This is a genomic window from Limnohabitans sp. JirII-31, assembly GCF_002778315.1.
Lineage (GTDB): Bacteria > Pseudomonadota > Gammaproteobacteria > Burkholderiales > Burkholderiaceae_C > Limnohabitans.
This window is the reverse complement of the sequence record NZ_NESA01000008.1, coordinates 1-12,591: the sequence shown is the minus strand read 5'-3', so window position 1 is coordinate 12,591 and position 12,591 is coordinate 1. Positions and strand designations below refer to the sequence as shown.

Sequence of the window (12,591 nt, the reverse complement as noted above, 5' to 3'; positions counted from 1 at the left end):
GCTCAGCCGTTAACCACTCACCCCTTTCATGGATTCATACCAATGACCTGCTCCTCCATCACCCGCCGCAGTTGGACACGCGCATTCGCTGCGCTGGTCCTGGGCCTGGTTTGTGGCGTCAGCCCCGCGGCTTTCGCTGCAGACGACACCGCCGACGCCTTTATCAAACGTTTATCTACTGATTTGCTGGATACCGTCAAAGCCGACAAGACGATCCTGTCTGGCGACATCAACAAAATTTCAGTCCTGGTTGATCAGCGTGTCATGCCGCATTTGAATTTCCAGCGCATGACAGCGTCTGCGGTTGGGCCTGGCTGGCGTCAAGCAAGCCCTGAGCAACAAAAGCGCTTGCAAGAAGAGTTCAAGGCTTTGCTGGTACGGACCTATGCGGGCGCGGTCAACCAAGTGAGTGACCAGTCCATCGTGGTCAAACCTTTGCGCTCAGCACCCGACGACAAAGAGGTGATTGTGCGCACCGAAGTGCGTGGCAAAGGTGACCCGATTCAACTGGACTACCGGGTCGAGAAAGCACCCGAAGCACCCTCGGGCTGGCGCATTTACAACCTGAATGTGATGGGTGTGTGGTTGGTCGACAACTACCGCACCCAGTTCGCTCAGGAAATCAATGCCAAAGGTGTGGATGGTTTGATCGCTAGCCTGGTCGAGCGCAACAAATCCAACAGCCTGCGCAAAGCAGACGCCAAATAAGCCATGTCTGCCTCTGCTGTCTTGCCCGTGGCACTGCCTGCCGTCTTGACCCAGGCGCAAGCCCAGTCGGTGTCTGACGCCTTGGTGAAGACCTTGCTGGCCAACTTGGCGCAAGGAGGCCAAGCGGTGGTCGATGCGTCGGCGCTGACGCAGTTCGATTCGTCGGCCCTGGCCGTGGTGTTGGCTTGCCGTCGTGCCGTGTTGGCGCAGGGCGGACAGCTTCAAGTTCAGGGCTTGCCCGAGCGTGCGCAGGCCTTGGCGCGCGTCTATGGCGTGACCGATTTGCTCAACTGAGCGTTGCCGCCCGAAGGGTACTGGCAAAGCCTTAAAATCTAAGGCTTCCCATGCCAGCTATCTCTTTCCAATCCGTTTCCAAAACCTATGTCACCGCCCGAGGACCGTTCCAGGCCCTCGATGGTGTGCGCTTTGACATCGAGCCCGGCGAATTTTTCGGCTTGCTCGGCCCCAATGGCGCAGGCAAAACCACCTTGATCAGCATCCTTGCCGGTTTGGGCAAAGCCACGGCAGGTGCCGTGACCGTGCATGGTTTTGATGTCAACACCCAAGCCGCTCAGGCGCGACGCCAGTTGGGCGTGGTGCCGCAAGAGTTAGTTTTTGACCCTTTCTTCAATGTGCGCGAGACCTTGCGCTTTCAGTCGGGCTACTTTGGCGTCAAGCACAACGACGACTGGATTGACGAGTTATTGCATAGCCTTGGCCTGGCCGACAAAGCCCACCACAACATGCGCCAACTCTCGGGCGGTATGAAGCGTCGCGTCTTGGTGGCGCAGGCGCTGGTGCACAAACCGCCGGTCATCGTGCTCGACGAGCCGACCGCTGGTGTGGACGTGGAGTTGCGCCAAACCTTGTGGCAATTCATTGCCAAGCTCAACAAGCAAGGTCACACCGTGTTGCTGACCACGCACTACCTGGAAGAGGCCGAAGCCTTGTGCAGCCGCATTGCCATGCTCAAGCAGGGCAAGGTGGTGGCGCTGGAGAGCACCAGCGAGTTGCTCAAGGCCGCGTCCAGCAATGTGTTGCGCTTCAAGCTCGATGCCGAGTTGCCCGCTGCATTGGCGACCAAGGCGCGTGTCACCGGCCGCATCGTGCAACTGCCCGCCAATGATGCCTTGGAGATTGAGCGCTACTTGGCTGCGGTGCGTGAAGCGGGCTTGGTGGCCGAAGACATCGAAATCCGCAAAGCCGATTTGGAAGACGTGTTCTTGGACGTGATGGCTGCACATTCCGACGAGGTGCGCGTATGACCGGCTGGACCGCTCTGTTTTACAAAGAAGTGCTGCGCTTTTGGAAGGTGGGTTTCCAAACCGTGGCGGCACCTGTGCTGACGGCGGTGCTGTACCTGCTGATCTTTGGCCATGTGCTGGAAGACCGTGTACAGGTCTACAGCGGCGTGAGCTACACCGCGTTCTTGATTCCTGGCTTGGTCATGATGAGTGTGTTGCAAAACGCGTTTGCCAACAGCTCATCGTCCTTGGTGCAAAGCAAGATCATGGGCAACTTGGTGTTCTTGTTGCTCACGCCACTGTCGCACTGGAGCTGGTTCTTTGCCTACACCTTGTCGGCCATGGTGCGTGGCTTGGTGGTGGGCTTGGGCGTGTTGCTGGTGACTAGCGTGTTTGTCTGGCAGTCCACCGTTGTTAGCGCTTCGTTGCTGCCTGCTTATCCGCTGTGGGCTTTGGTGTTTGCCGCTTGCGGCGCTGCCATGCTCGGTTGCCTGGGCTTGATTGCGGGCTTGTGGGCCGACAAGTTCGACCAAATGGCCGCGTTTCAAAACTTCGTCATCATGCCGATGACGTTTTTGAGCGGTGTGTTTTATTCCATCCATTCCTTGCCCAGCTTTTGGCAAAGCGTGAGCCACCTCAACCCCTTCTTCTACATGATTGACGGTTTCCGTTACGGCTTTTTTGGCCAAAGCGATGTCTCGCCATGGTTGAGCCTAGGGCTGGTGCTGACATGCCTGATTCTGGTCTCGGGCGTGGCGCTGCATTTGCTGCGCACGGGCTACAAAATTCGAGGCTAACAAGCACATGAACGCACAAGAACTCCAGGCATTGATTGCTGCCAACCTGCCCTGCGAACATCTGCGTGTTGATGGCGATGGTCGCCATTGGTACGCCACCTTGGTGTCGGCAGAGTTTGAGGGCAAGCGCCTGATTCAACGCCACCAGCGGGTGTATGCCACGCTGGGCCAAAAAATGCACACCGACGAGGTCCATGCCTTGTCGATGAAAACCTACACCCCCGCCGAGTGGCAAGCCCTGCCTGCTGCCGACCGCGCCTGAGCCCCACACTGTATGGACAAATTACTGATTCGCGGTGGTCGCACCTTGAACGGCGAGGTGCTGATTTCGGGTGCCAAGAATGCCGCTTTGCCCGAGCTGTGCGCGGCCTTGCTGACCGACCAGGTCGTGGTGCTGGGCAATGTGCCGCAACTGCAAGACGTGGCCACCATGCTCAAGCTGATCCGCAACATGGGCGTCACGGCTGAGCGCGATGACGCAGGCGCGGTGCATTTGAATGCAGGAAGTTTGAACAACCCCGAAGCCCCGTATGAGTTGGTCAAAACCATGCGTGCCTCGGTGTTGGCTCTGGGGCCTTTGCTGGCACGTTTTGGCCACGCCAAGGTGTCGCTGCCTGGTGGTTGTGCCATTGGGTCGCGTCCTGTGGATCAGCACATCAAGGGCTTGCAAGCCATGGGGGCCGACATTGAGGTGGCACATGGCTACATGTTGGCCAAGCTCAAGCCGGGTTTGACACGCCTGAAAGGCGCACGCATTGCCACCGACATGGTGACGGTCACGGGCACCGAAAACTTCCTGATGGCCGCTGCTTTGGCCGATGGTGAGACGGTGTTGGAAAACGCGGCCCAAGAGCCCGAAATTCCGGACTTGGCCGAAATGCTGATCGCCATGGGCGCCAAGATTGAAGGCCATGGCACCAGCCGTATCCACATTCAAGGTGTCGAACGTTTGAACGGCTGCCACCACCAGGTGGTGGCTGACCGCATTGAAGCGGGCACCTTTTTGTGTGCCGTGGCGGCCACGGGGGGCGATGTGTTCTTGCGCCATGCCCGTGCCGACCATTTGGATGCGGTGATCGATAAACTGCGCGATGCAGGTGCCACCGTCACTGCCACCCCTGAGGGCATTCGCATTCAAGGCGCAGCCCCAGCGTTTGCGCACCTCAAGGCGCAAAACTTTCGCACCACCGAATACCCCGGTTTCCCCACCGACATGCAAGCGCAGTTCATGGTGCTCAACGCCATTGCGCAGGGCGCATCGAAGGTGACCGAAACCATTTTTGAAAACCGCTTCATGCACGTCAACGAGTTGGTGCGCTTGGGCGCGCACATCCAGATCGACGGCAAGGTGGCGGTGCTCGAAGGCGTGCCCCAGTTGTCGGGTGCTACGGTCATGGCCACCGACTTGCGGGCCTCGGCCTCGTTGGTGATTGCCGGCTTGGTGGCCGAGGGGGAAACCTTGGTCGATCGCATCTACCACCTCGACCGTGGCTACGACAAGATGGAAGCCAAGCTGCGCGCCATTGGCGCTGACATTGAACGAGTCAAATAATGGCCCTCACGCCATGAAAGCAAATGACATGATCACACTCGCGCTCTCCAAAGGCCGCATCTTTGACGAAACCATGCCGCTGCTCCAAGCCGCTGGCATTGAGGTGTTGGAAGACCCTGAAAAATCGCGCAAGCTGATCTTGCCCACCAACCACGCCAATGTGCGTGTGGTGCTGGTGCGTGCTTCCGACGTGCCAACCTACGTGCAGTACGGCGGGGCCGACTTGGGCGTGACCGGCTTGGATACCTTGATCGAGCACGGGGGGGGCTACGCCAACGGCGTGGCGGCCACGGGCCTGTACCAGCCGTTGGACTTGCAAATTGCCAAGTGCCGCATGAGCGTGGCCGTACGGGCCGACTTTGACTACGCGGCCCAAGTCAAGCAAGGCGCACGGTTGAAAGTGGCCACCAAATACACCGCGATTGCGCGTGACTTTTTTGCCTCCAAGGGTGTGCATGTGGACATGGTCAAGCTGTATGGCTCGATGGAGTTGGCGCCGCTCACTGGTTTGGCCGATGCCATCGTTGACTTGGTGTCGACCGGCAACACGCTCAAGGCCAACCACTTGGTGGAGGTCGAACGCATCATGGACATCAGTTCACGCTTGGTGGTCAACCAAGCCGCCCTCAAATTGAAGCAAGCAGCCATTCGCCGCATCATCGATGCGTTCGAAGCCGCCTTGCCTACCGCCCGTTAACCCTCAACTTCTGACACCCACCTGCCATGGCACAACCGCTCCGTCTCTCGACCGCAAGCCCCACCTTTGAAGCCGATTTCAAAGCGCGCCTGCATTGGTCGGCTGACACCGATGCTGCCATTGAGCAACGTGTAGCCGACATCTTGGCCGATGTGCGCGCTCGAGGCGATGCCGCGGTGCTGGAATACACCGAGCGCTTCGACGGCTTGAAAGCCCACAGCATGGCCGCGCTGGAGTTGACGCAGGCCGAACTCAAAGCCGCTTTCGACGGTTTGCCCAACGAGCAGCGTGACGCCTTGCAGGCAGCGGCGGCCCGTGTGCGCAGCTACCACGAGGCACAGCGCAAAGCCAGTGGCGAGAGCTGGAGCTACCGCGATGCCGATGGCACCTTGCTGGGCCAAAAAGTCACGCCACTCGACCGTGTGGGCATTTACGTGCCGGGTGGCAAAGCCGCCTACCCATCGAGCGTGTTGATGAACGCCATTCCCGCCCATGTGGCGGGGGTGGGCGAAATCATCATGGTGGTGCCCACGCCCGCTCGCGACAAACACGCGGCCAACGCCGCACAGGGTGAACGCAACCCCTTGGTGCTGGCTGCCGCTTATGTGGCGGGGGTCAGCCGCGCCTTCACCATTGGTGGCGCGCAAGCGGTGGCGGCGTTGGCCTATGGCACGGCCACGGTGCCAGCGGTGGACAAAATCACCGGCCCTGGCAACGCTTATGTGGCGGCTGCCAAACGCCGTGTGTTTGGCACCGTGGGCATCGACATGATTGCGGGTCCGAGCGAAATTTTGGTGCTGGCCGATGGCTCCACCCCGCCTGATTGGGTGGCGATGGATTTGTTCAGCCAGGCCGAGCACGATGAACTGGCGCAAAGCGTGCTGCTGTGCCCCGACGCTGCCTACATTGACCGCGTGCAAGCCGAGATCGAACGACTGCTGCCACAGATGCCGCGGCGCGACATCATCGAGAAATCGCTCAATGGCCGTGGGGTGTTGATCCACACCCGCAGCATGGAAGAGGCCTGCGCCATCAGCAACCGTATTGCGCCCGAGCACTTGGAGGTGTCGAGCCATGAGCCGCACCGCTGGGAGCCGTTGCTCAAGCACGCGGGGGCCATCTTCTTGGGGGCCTACACCAGCGAGAGCCTGGGCGACTACTGTGCGGGCCCCAACCATGTGTTGCCCACCAGCGGCACCGCGCGTTTCAGCTCGCCGTTGGGGGTGTACGACTTTCAAAAGCGCAGCAGCCTGATTGAGGTGAGCGAGCAGGGTGCGCAGACGCTGGGCAAGATTGCCGCCGTGTTGGCGTATGGCGAAGGCTTGCAAGCCCACGCCATGGCCGCCGAGTTCCGTTTGAAGAAAGATTGAGCATGAGCACGCCATTGCGTTTCATCCGCCAAGATGTGCAGTCCATGCACGCCTATGCCATCCAGCACTCGGTGGGCATGGTCAAACTCGATGCGATGGAAAACCCGTTTTCCTTGTCGCCCGCCTTGCAGGCCGAGTTGGGCCAGCGCTTGGGGCAGGTGGCGATCAACCGTTACCCCGGGGCCCGCATCGACGACCTGAAGACGGCCCTGACCAGCTATGTGGGATTACCCCATGGTCACAGCCTGATGCTGGGCAATGGCTCGGACGAATTGATCTCGCTCTTGGCCATGGCCTGCGATGTGCCAGGCGCCAAAATTTTGGCCCCAGAACCGGGCTTTGTGATGTACGCCATGAGCGCGCAGCTGCAAGGCTTGTCCTACATCGGCGTGCCTTTGACGGCTGACTTTGAACTGGACGAGTCCGCCATGTCGCAGGCCATTGCGCAGCACGAACCGGCCATCGTGTACTTGGCTTACCCCAACAACCCCACCGCCAATTTGTGGGACGAGTCGGTGATTCGTCGCCTCATTGCCCAAGTCAGCGCCTACGGTGGCCTGGTGGTCATGGACGAGGCTTACCAGCCGTTTTCGAGCCGCAGCTGGTTGGATGAAATCCGCCAGCACCCAGCGGCCAATGCGCATGTGTTGTTAATGCGCACCTTGTCCAAGTTCGGTTTGGCCGGCATCCGCTTGGGCTACATGGTGGGCCCGACGGCGCTGGTGCATGAAGTCGACAAACTGCGTCCGCCCTACAACGTGAGCGTGCTCAACGCCGAGTGCGCTTTGTTTGCGTTGGAGCATGCCGATGTGTTTGCGGTGCAGGCTGCCACCATCCGCGCGGAGCGCGAGGTGTTGTTCAAGGCCTTGCAGCAGTTGCCGGGTGTGACGCCCTATGCCAGCGATGCCAACATGATGCTGGTGCGCTTTGCAGCGCCGCAGGGGGACGCCGACAGTGCTGCCAGCCACGTGTTTGCCGCGCTCAAAGCACGCCACGTGTTGGTGAAGAACGTTTCTAAAATGCATCCATTGCTGGCCAACTGCCTGCGCTTGACGGTGGGAACGCCGGATGAAAACGCACAACTCTTGGCCGCCTTGACCTCTGCCCTTTCTTGAAAGCCCCGCATGACCGCCCGCACCGCTGAAGTCAGCCGCAACACCGCCGAGACCCGCATCACCGTCAAGGTCAACCTGGATGGCACGGGTCAGTCCAAGCTGTCCACCGGCATTGGTTTTTTTGACCACATGCTGGACCAAATTGCGCGCCACGGCTTGATCGATTTGGACATCCATGCCGAAGGTGATTTGCACATCGATGGCCACCACACGGTGGAAGACGTGGGCATCACCTTGGGCCAGGCGTTTGCCAAAGCGGTGGGCGACAAAAAAGGCATTCGCCGCTATGGCCATGCCTACGTGCCGCTCGATGAAGCCCTGAGCCGCGTGGTGGTCGATTTTTCAGGCCGTCCTGGCTTGGTGATGCACGTGCCGTTCAAGAGCGGCATGATTGGCGAGTTCGACAGCCAGCTGGCGTTTGAGTTCTTCCAGGGTTTTGTGAACCACGCGTTCGTTACCTTGCACATTGACAACTTGCGTGGTGAGAACGCGCACCACCAGGCCGAGACAGTCTTCAAAGCGTTTGCCCGCGCCCTGCGTGCAGCCTTGGAGCTGGACCCCCGTTCGGTGGGCATCATCCCTTCTACCAAGGGATCGCTTTGAACAACAAAGTCGCAGTCGTGGATTACGGCATGGGCAACCTGCGCTCGGTGGCGCAGGCAGTGATGCACGCCGCTTCAGTGGTGGACCATGCCGACGTGGTGGTCACATCTGACCCACAGGTGGTGCGTGATGCACACCGCGTGGTTTTGCCTGGCCAAGGTGCCATGCCCGATTGCATGCGCGAGTTGCGCGAGTCGGGCTTGATGGACGCTGTGCTGGATGCTGCGCACAAGAAACCTTTGTTTGGCGTGTGCGTGGGCATGCAAATGCTGCTCGACCACAGCGCGGAAGGCGACACCCCAGGCCTGGGGTTGATTCCGGGTGAGGTGGTGAAGTTTGATTTGGCCGGGCGCACCCAGGCCGATGGCAGCCGCTTTAAGGTGCCGCAGATGGGCTGGAACCAGGTGTTGCAAACCCGAGCCCACCCCATGTGGCAAGACGTGCCCGACAACAGTTACTTCTATTTCGTGCACAGCTTTTATGCACGCCCCAAAGACTTGGCCCATAGCGCCGCGCAAACGGACTACGGTGATTTGTTCACCTGCGCCGTGTCACGCGATAATATTTTTGCGACACAATTTCACCCAGAAAAAAGTGCGACACATGGTTTGACCCTGTACCGCAATTTTCTGCACTGGACACCCTGATCTTTCACCTCACCGGGCCTGCTTGAAGCCCTTTGTCACCATGCTACTTATTCCTGCGATTGACCTCAAAGACGGACATTGCGTGCGCCTCAAACAAGGCGACATGGACCAGGCCACCACGTTTGGCGAAGACCCCGCGCAAATGGCGTTGAACTGGGTGGCCAAAGGTGCGCGACGTTTGCACCTGGTGGACTTGAACGGCGCGTTCGCGGGCAAACCGCAAAACAACCTGGCCATCAAAGCCATTTTGAAAGCCGTGGGCCAGGACATTCCGGTGCAGCTCGGTGGTGGCATCCGTGACTTGGACACGATTGAAAAATACATCGACGCGGGTTTGCGCTACGTCATCATTGGCACGGCTGCGGTGAAAAACCCAGGTTTCTTGCGCGATGCATGCAGTGCGTTTGGCGGCCACATCATCGTGGGTCTCGATGCCAAAGACGGCAAAGTGGCCACCGATGGCTGGAGCAAACTGACCGGCCACGAAGTGGCAGATTTGGGCAAGAAGTTTGAAGACTATGGCGTGGAGTCCATCATCTACACCGATATTGGGCGTGACGGCATGCTCAGCGGCATCAACATCGAAGCCACCGTCAAACTGGCACAGGCCCTGACCATTCCCGTCATCGCCTCCGGCGGTTTGTCCAACATGGCCGACATTGACCAGTTGTGCGCCGTGGAAGACGAAGGCGTGGAAGGCGTGATTTGTGGTCGTGCCATTTACAGCGGCGATTTGGATTTTGAAAAAGCCCAAGCCCGCGCTGACGAGCTCAATGGCTAAGCACACGTGCGCGGGTTGCGCTGCCTGCGCCTGAAGCCCCCGCATGTTGACCGCTACTCCTGAAGTTTTTCAAGGCCTGGATTGCCATCGCCTGACGCTGCCCTGCGGCGACAGCGTGTTGGTGGCCTTGCACGGTGCACACGTGCTGTCGTGGGTCAGCCAGGGGCGTGAGCGTTTGTTTCTGAGCCCCCGTAATTTGTGGGATGGCCAGTCGGCCATCCGTGGTGGCGTACCGGTGTGCTTTCCGCAATTCAACCAGCGCGGCCCCTTGCCCAAGCATGGCTTTGCTCGCACCATGGCGTGGGCGTTGGCGGGTTCACGTGTGGGCGGCGCGCAGGCTCACATCGATGTCACGCTGACGGCAGATGCGCACACATGCGCCATGTGGCCGCAGCAATTTGTGGCGCAACTGCGCGTGCAGTTGCAACCTGGGCAACTGATGCTGAGCTTGTCAGTGCACAACACCGACACCCAAGCTCTGAGCTTCACCGGTGCTTTGCATACCTACCTGGCGGTGGATGACATTGATTTGACCGATGTGACCGGTTTGCAGGGCCAAGCCGAATGGGATGCCGTGGCCGATGTGCATGGCGTGGCCGATGAGGCCCTGTACTTTGATGGCGAGTTCGACCGTGTGTACGCCGCCGCGCCTGGCCCGCTGCGCGTGCAAGATGGCAGCGGCGTGCTGTGCATCGAACAAAGCCCGTCCTGGGGCCAATCGGTGGTTTGGAACCCTGGCCCCGAGAAATGCGCCACACTGGCGGACATGCCCCCTGACGGCTTTGCGCGCATGGTGTGCGTGGAGGCGGCTCAGGTGTACGAGCCCATCGCTGTGCCTGCCGCTGGCCAATGGCTGGGTTGGCAACGTTTGACTGTTTCTTGAGAACTTACCTGCTGGACCCCTATGCTCGCTAAACGCATCATTCCTTGCCTTGACGTGACCGGTGGTCGCGTGGTCAAAGGCGTCAACTTTGTGGAGCTGCGTGATGCGGGAGATCCGGTGGAAATTGCCGCACGCTACAACGAGCAAGGCGCCGATGAGTTGACGTTTTTGGACATCACGGCCACCAGCGACGCGCGTGACGTCATCTTGCACATCATCGAAGCCGTGGCCAGCCAGGTGTTCATTCCGCTCACAGTGGGCGGTGGCGTGCGCACGGTGGACGATGTGCGCCGCTTGCTCAACGCCGGCGCCGACAAGGTGAGCTTCAACTCAGCCGCCATTGCCAATCCGCAAGTGATCTGTGACGCCTCGGCCAAATACGGTGCCCAGTGCATTGTGGTGGCCATCGACGCCAAGCGCCGCAACCCTGAAGAAGAACAACGCATGGGCGCCAACGGTTTGCCGATGGGCCCCGGCTGGGATGTTTTCAGCCATGGCGGGCGCAAAAACGTGGGCCTGGATGCGGTGGCCTGGGCCACCCAAATGGCCGAGCACGGCGCTGGTGAAATTTTGCTCACCAGCATGGACCGTGACGGCACCAAGTCGGGCTTTGATTTGGCTTTGACCCGCGCTGTGGCCGATGCCGTGTCGGTGCCTGTCATTGCCTCGGGTGGGGTGGGCAACCTGGACCACTTGGCCGATGGTGTGCAGCAAGGCGGTGCCGATGCGGTGCTGGCGGCCAGCATTTTTCACTATGGCGAATACACCGTGCAACAAGCCAAGCAACGCATGCGTGAGCGTGGGATACCTGTGCGCTTGTGACGTTTGATGCCTTGCTCAAACGCTGAGCAAGGCATTCAAAGGGCTGGCCGTGCCGCTTGCCGACCCCATTTTCTTGGGGTGCCGCATGCTGCCTTGTTTTGAATTCCAAAGTACAAAAAAACGCACCCAATATAGGTGGGCCTTCTCTGTTTTGAGACTATAGTGAAGGTAACGAATGCGTTCGCGCACCTGATCGAGCAGGCGCTTCGAAGCCAAAGGGGGCGCGGCGACTTTCTCGGATTTGTTATGCCTTTACGTAAACACAGTACCAAAGAGTAAGCCAATGATGCCAAACGTTTTTTTGCAAACAGTTCGGCCGTGTTGTCCGACAAACGCTAGCCATATTGGCTGATTTGTTTTTTACATCAAAGTTAGGCCGCGCAAGCTGCCCGTACCGCATTTATCCTGGAGTCAACATAGTGCGCCAAGCAACTTCTCTCCTCTTCAAATCGTTTCACGAGTTTGTTTCAGCAGATGAGATCTCCTCCCTACCAAAGAAGATAAGAGGCTTGTACGCGCTCTATCGCAAGGACAAAAATGACTACATGAATTTGATGTACGTCGGAATGACCGATACCGGAGCAAAAGGGAGGTTGTTTAGCCATAGCAAGGGATCCAAAGTGGATCAATGGACGCATTGCTCTGTCTATGAAGTTTGGGACAACATCACTCAAGAACAGATTGCCGAGTTGGAAGCACTTTTTCGGCACACACTTCGAAAGGATGCGACTGCCAGCTCGCTAAACGTTCAACGAGGATCTGCCATTTTCAGGAATCTGAGGCAGGAGACAGCCAAGCGCCTAAATGGCGCGGCCTAACCCTGCGCTCGCGGCGCAGCTCAAGCGTTAGGCCACATGGAACCAACTTCTCCGCTCCTTGGGCAGTATCGAACAGCCATCAATCGTATTCAGCTCGCGTACGCCAGCCTCGTACTATGGAGCTATCCAGACACGCCCGTGATCTTCGACGCAATACACGACGCGATTGACCCGAAGCTCCATCTCTTCTCGAACGTGAAGCAACTGATTCACGACGAGAAGACAATGAAGATCGCGATCGACGACTTCTACATGCTTGCATACAGGTCCGCCCTTACAGACCTATTCCCTCTGACGAAGTTGTACTGTCACGAAACCGGACAAATTGACAAACTCAAGGCGCAGCCTTGGTTTACCTTTTGGCGAATTCTCCGCAACTGCTTTGCTCATGATCTGGTCTTCAACTTCAACCCACATGAGAGGTCATTGAATCGCCCCGTGTTTTGAGGAGGCTCCAACCTTTGAGAAGATGGAGCTATGAGCAAATCAAATCGTTTTTCCCCCGAAGTGCGCGAACGCGCTGTTCGCATGTTGCAAGAGCATCGTGGCGAATA

At 58.8% G+C, this 12,591-nt stretch carries 16 protein-coding genes; 15 read left to right on the top strand and 1 reads right to left on the bottom strand.

The window, feature by feature from the left end; genetic code table 11:
• Positions 1-42 precede the first annotated feature (42 nt).
• Genes B9Z41_RS10930 through hisF form a run of 14 tightly spaced genes read left to right on the top strand, consistent with a single transcriptional unit; the run spans position 43 to position 11,219 of the window.
• Complete coding sequence (locus tag B9Z41_RS10930) at positions 43-708, top strand: phospholipid-binding protein MlaC (protein WP_100147114.1); 666 nt, start codon at positions 43-45, stop codon at positions 706-708.
• Between the two features lie 3 nt (positions 709-711).
• Complete coding sequence (locus tag B9Z41_RS10925) at positions 712-1,002, top strand: lipid asymmetry maintenance protein MlaB (protein WP_100147113.1); 291 nt, start codon at positions 712-714, stop codon at positions 1,000-1,002.
• A gap of 50 nt (positions 1,003-1,052) precedes the next feature.
• Positions 1,053-1,973: an ABC transporter ATP-binding protein gene (locus B9Z41_RS10920; protein WP_100147112.1), complete on the top strand. Its 921-nt coding sequence runs from the start codon at positions 1,053-1,055 to the stop codon at positions 1,971-1,973.
• Positions 1,970-2,749, top strand: coding sequence for an ABC transporter permease (locus B9Z41_RS10915; protein WP_100147111.1), 780 nt, complete (start codon positions 1,970-1,972; stop codon positions 2,747-2,749). The genes B9Z41_RS10920 and B9Z41_RS10915 overlap by 4 nt, the downstream gene beginning before the upstream one ends.
• A gap of 7 nt (positions 2,750-2,756) precedes the next feature.
• On the top strand, positions 2,757-3,011 hold the full coding sequence (locus tag B9Z41_RS10910) for a BolA family protein (RefSeq protein WP_100147110.1): 255 nt from the start codon (positions 2,757-2,759) through the stop codon (positions 3,009-3,011).
• A gap of 12 nt (positions 3,012-3,023) precedes the next feature.
• Positions 3,024-4,301 (top strand): UDP-N-acetylglucosamine 1-carboxyvinyltransferase, encoded by a 1,278-nt coding sequence (gene murA / locus B9Z41_RS10905; RefSeq protein WP_100147109.1) that lies wholly within the window; start codon positions 3,024-3,026, stop codon positions 4,299-4,301.
• Positions 4,302-4,329: 28 nt separating this feature from the next.
• Positions 4,330-4,998, top strand: a complete 669-nt coding sequence (hisG, locus tag B9Z41_RS10900) for an ATP phosphoribosyltransferase (protein ID WP_100147243.1) — start codon at positions 4,330-4,332, stop codon at positions 4,996-4,998.
• 26 nt (positions 4,999-5,024) lie between these two features.
• On the top strand, positions 5,025-6,368 hold the full coding sequence (gene hisD, locus B9Z41_RS10895) for a histidinol dehydrogenase (protein ID WP_100147108.1): 1,344 nt from the start codon (positions 5,025-5,027) through the stop codon (positions 6,366-6,368).
• A 2-nt stretch (positions 6,369-6,370) separates the two neighbouring features.
• Positions 6,371-7,483 (top strand): histidinol-phosphate transaminase, encoded by a 1,113-nt coding sequence (gene hisC / locus B9Z41_RS17160; RefSeq protein ID WP_199172980.1) that lies wholly within the window; start codon positions 6,371-6,373, stop codon positions 7,481-7,483.
• 9 nt (positions 7,484-7,492) lie between these two features.
• The gene (hisB, locus tag B9Z41_RS17155; RefSeq protein ID WP_199172979.1) at positions 7,493-8,086 is read left to right on the top strand and encodes an imidazoleglycerol-phosphate dehydratase HisB; all 594 of its coding nucleotides are present in this window, start codon (positions 7,493-7,495) and stop codon (positions 8,084-8,086) included.
• Positions 8,077-8,733, top strand: a complete 657-nt coding sequence (gene hisH, locus B9Z41_RS10885; protein WP_369823327.1) for an imidazole glycerol phosphate synthase subunit HisH — start codon at positions 8,077-8,079, stop codon at positions 8,731-8,733. Before hisB ends, hisH begins: the two co-directional genes overlap by 10 nt.
• A gap of 40 nt (positions 8,734-8,773) precedes the next feature.
• On the top strand, positions 8,774-9,514 hold the full coding sequence (hisA, locus tag B9Z41_RS10880; protein WP_100147242.1) for a 1-(5-phosphoribosyl)-5-[(5-phosphoribosylamino)methylideneamino]imidazole-4-carboxamide isomerase: 741 nt from the start codon (positions 8,774-8,776) through the stop codon (positions 9,512-9,514).
• A gap of 43 nt (positions 9,515-9,557) precedes the next feature.
• On the top strand, positions 9,558-10,397 hold the full coding sequence (locus B9Z41_RS10875; protein WP_100147106.1) for a D-hexose-6-phosphate mutarotase: 840 nt from the start codon (positions 9,558-9,560) through the stop codon (positions 10,395-10,397).
• A gap of 21 nt (positions 10,398-10,418) precedes the next feature.
• Positions 10,419-11,219 carry an imidazole glycerol phosphate synthase subunit HisF gene (gene hisF / locus B9Z41_RS10870; protein ID WP_100147105.1) on the top strand — a complete coding sequence of 267 codons (801 nt, stop codon included), beginning with the start codon at positions 10,419-10,421 and terminating at the stop codon, positions 11,217-11,219.
• A 15-nt stretch (positions 11,220-11,234) separates the two neighbouring features.
• Here the strand turns inward: hisF and B9Z41_RS17340 are convergent, their stop codons facing one another.
• Positions 11,235-11,408 (bottom strand): hypothetical protein, encoded by a 174-nt coding sequence (locus B9Z41_RS17340; protein ID WP_369823326.1) that lies wholly within the window; start codon positions 11,406-11,408, stop codon positions 11,235-11,237.
• A gap of 230 nt (positions 11,409-11,638) precedes the next feature.
• Between B9Z41_RS17340 and B9Z41_RS10860 the strand changes: the two genes are divergently transcribed.
• Complete coding sequence (locus tag B9Z41_RS10860) at positions 11,639-12,037, top strand: GIY-YIG nuclease family protein (protein WP_100147103.1); 399 nt, start codon at positions 11,639-11,641, stop codon at positions 12,035-12,037.
• Positions 12,038-12,591 lie beyond the last annotated feature (554 nt).

Excerpts from the sequence above, each read along its gene's own strand:
- B9Z41_RS10930 (WP_100147114.1), top strand. The coding sequence starts at position 43 with ATGACCTGCTCCTCCATCACCCGCCGCAGTTGGACACGCGCATTCGCT.
- B9Z41_RS10925 (WP_100147113.1), top strand. The coding sequence starts at position 712 with ATGTCTGCCTCTGCTGTCTTGCCCGTGGCACTGCCTGCCGTCTTGACC.
- B9Z41_RS10920 (WP_100147112.1), top strand. The coding sequence starts at position 1,053 with ATGCCAGCTATCTCTTTCCAATCCGTTTCCAAAACCTATGTCACCGCC.
- B9Z41_RS10915 (WP_100147111.1), top strand. The coding sequence starts at position 1,970 with ATGACCGGCTGGACCGCTCTGTTTTACAAAGAAGTGCTGCGCTTTTGG.
- B9Z41_RS10910 (WP_100147110.1), top strand. The coding sequence starts at position 2,757 with ATGAACGCACAAGAACTCCAGGCATTGATTGCTGCCAACCTGCCCTGC.
- murA (WP_100147109.1), top strand. The coding sequence starts at position 3,024 with ATGGACAAATTACTGATTCGCGGTGGTCGCACCTTGAACGGCGAGGTG.
- hisG (WP_100147243.1), top strand. The coding sequence starts at position 4,330 with ATGATCACACTCGCGCTCTCCAAAGGCCGCATCTTTGACGAAACCATG.
- hisD (WP_100147108.1), top strand. The coding sequence starts at position 5,025 with ATGGCACAACCGCTCCGTCTCTCGACCGCAAGCCCCACCTTTGAAGCC.
- hisC (WP_199172980.1), top strand. The coding sequence starts at position 6,371 with ATGAGCACGCCATTGCGTTTCATCCGCCAAGATGTGCAGTCCATGCAC.
- hisB (WP_199172979.1), top strand. The coding sequence starts at position 7,493 with ATGACCGCCCGCACCGCTGAAGTCAGCCGCAACACCGCCGAGACCCGC.
- hisA (WP_100147242.1), top strand. The coding sequence starts at position 8,774 with ATGCTACTTATTCCTGCGATTGACCTCAAAGACGGACATTGCGTGCGC.
- B9Z41_RS10875 (WP_100147106.1), top strand. The coding sequence starts at position 9,558 with ATGTTGACCGCTACTCCTGAAGTTTTTCAAGGCCTGGATTGCCATCGC.
- hisF (WP_100147105.1), top strand. The coding sequence starts at position 10,419 with ATGCTCGCTAAACGCATCATTCCTTGCCTTGACGTGACCGGTGGTCGC.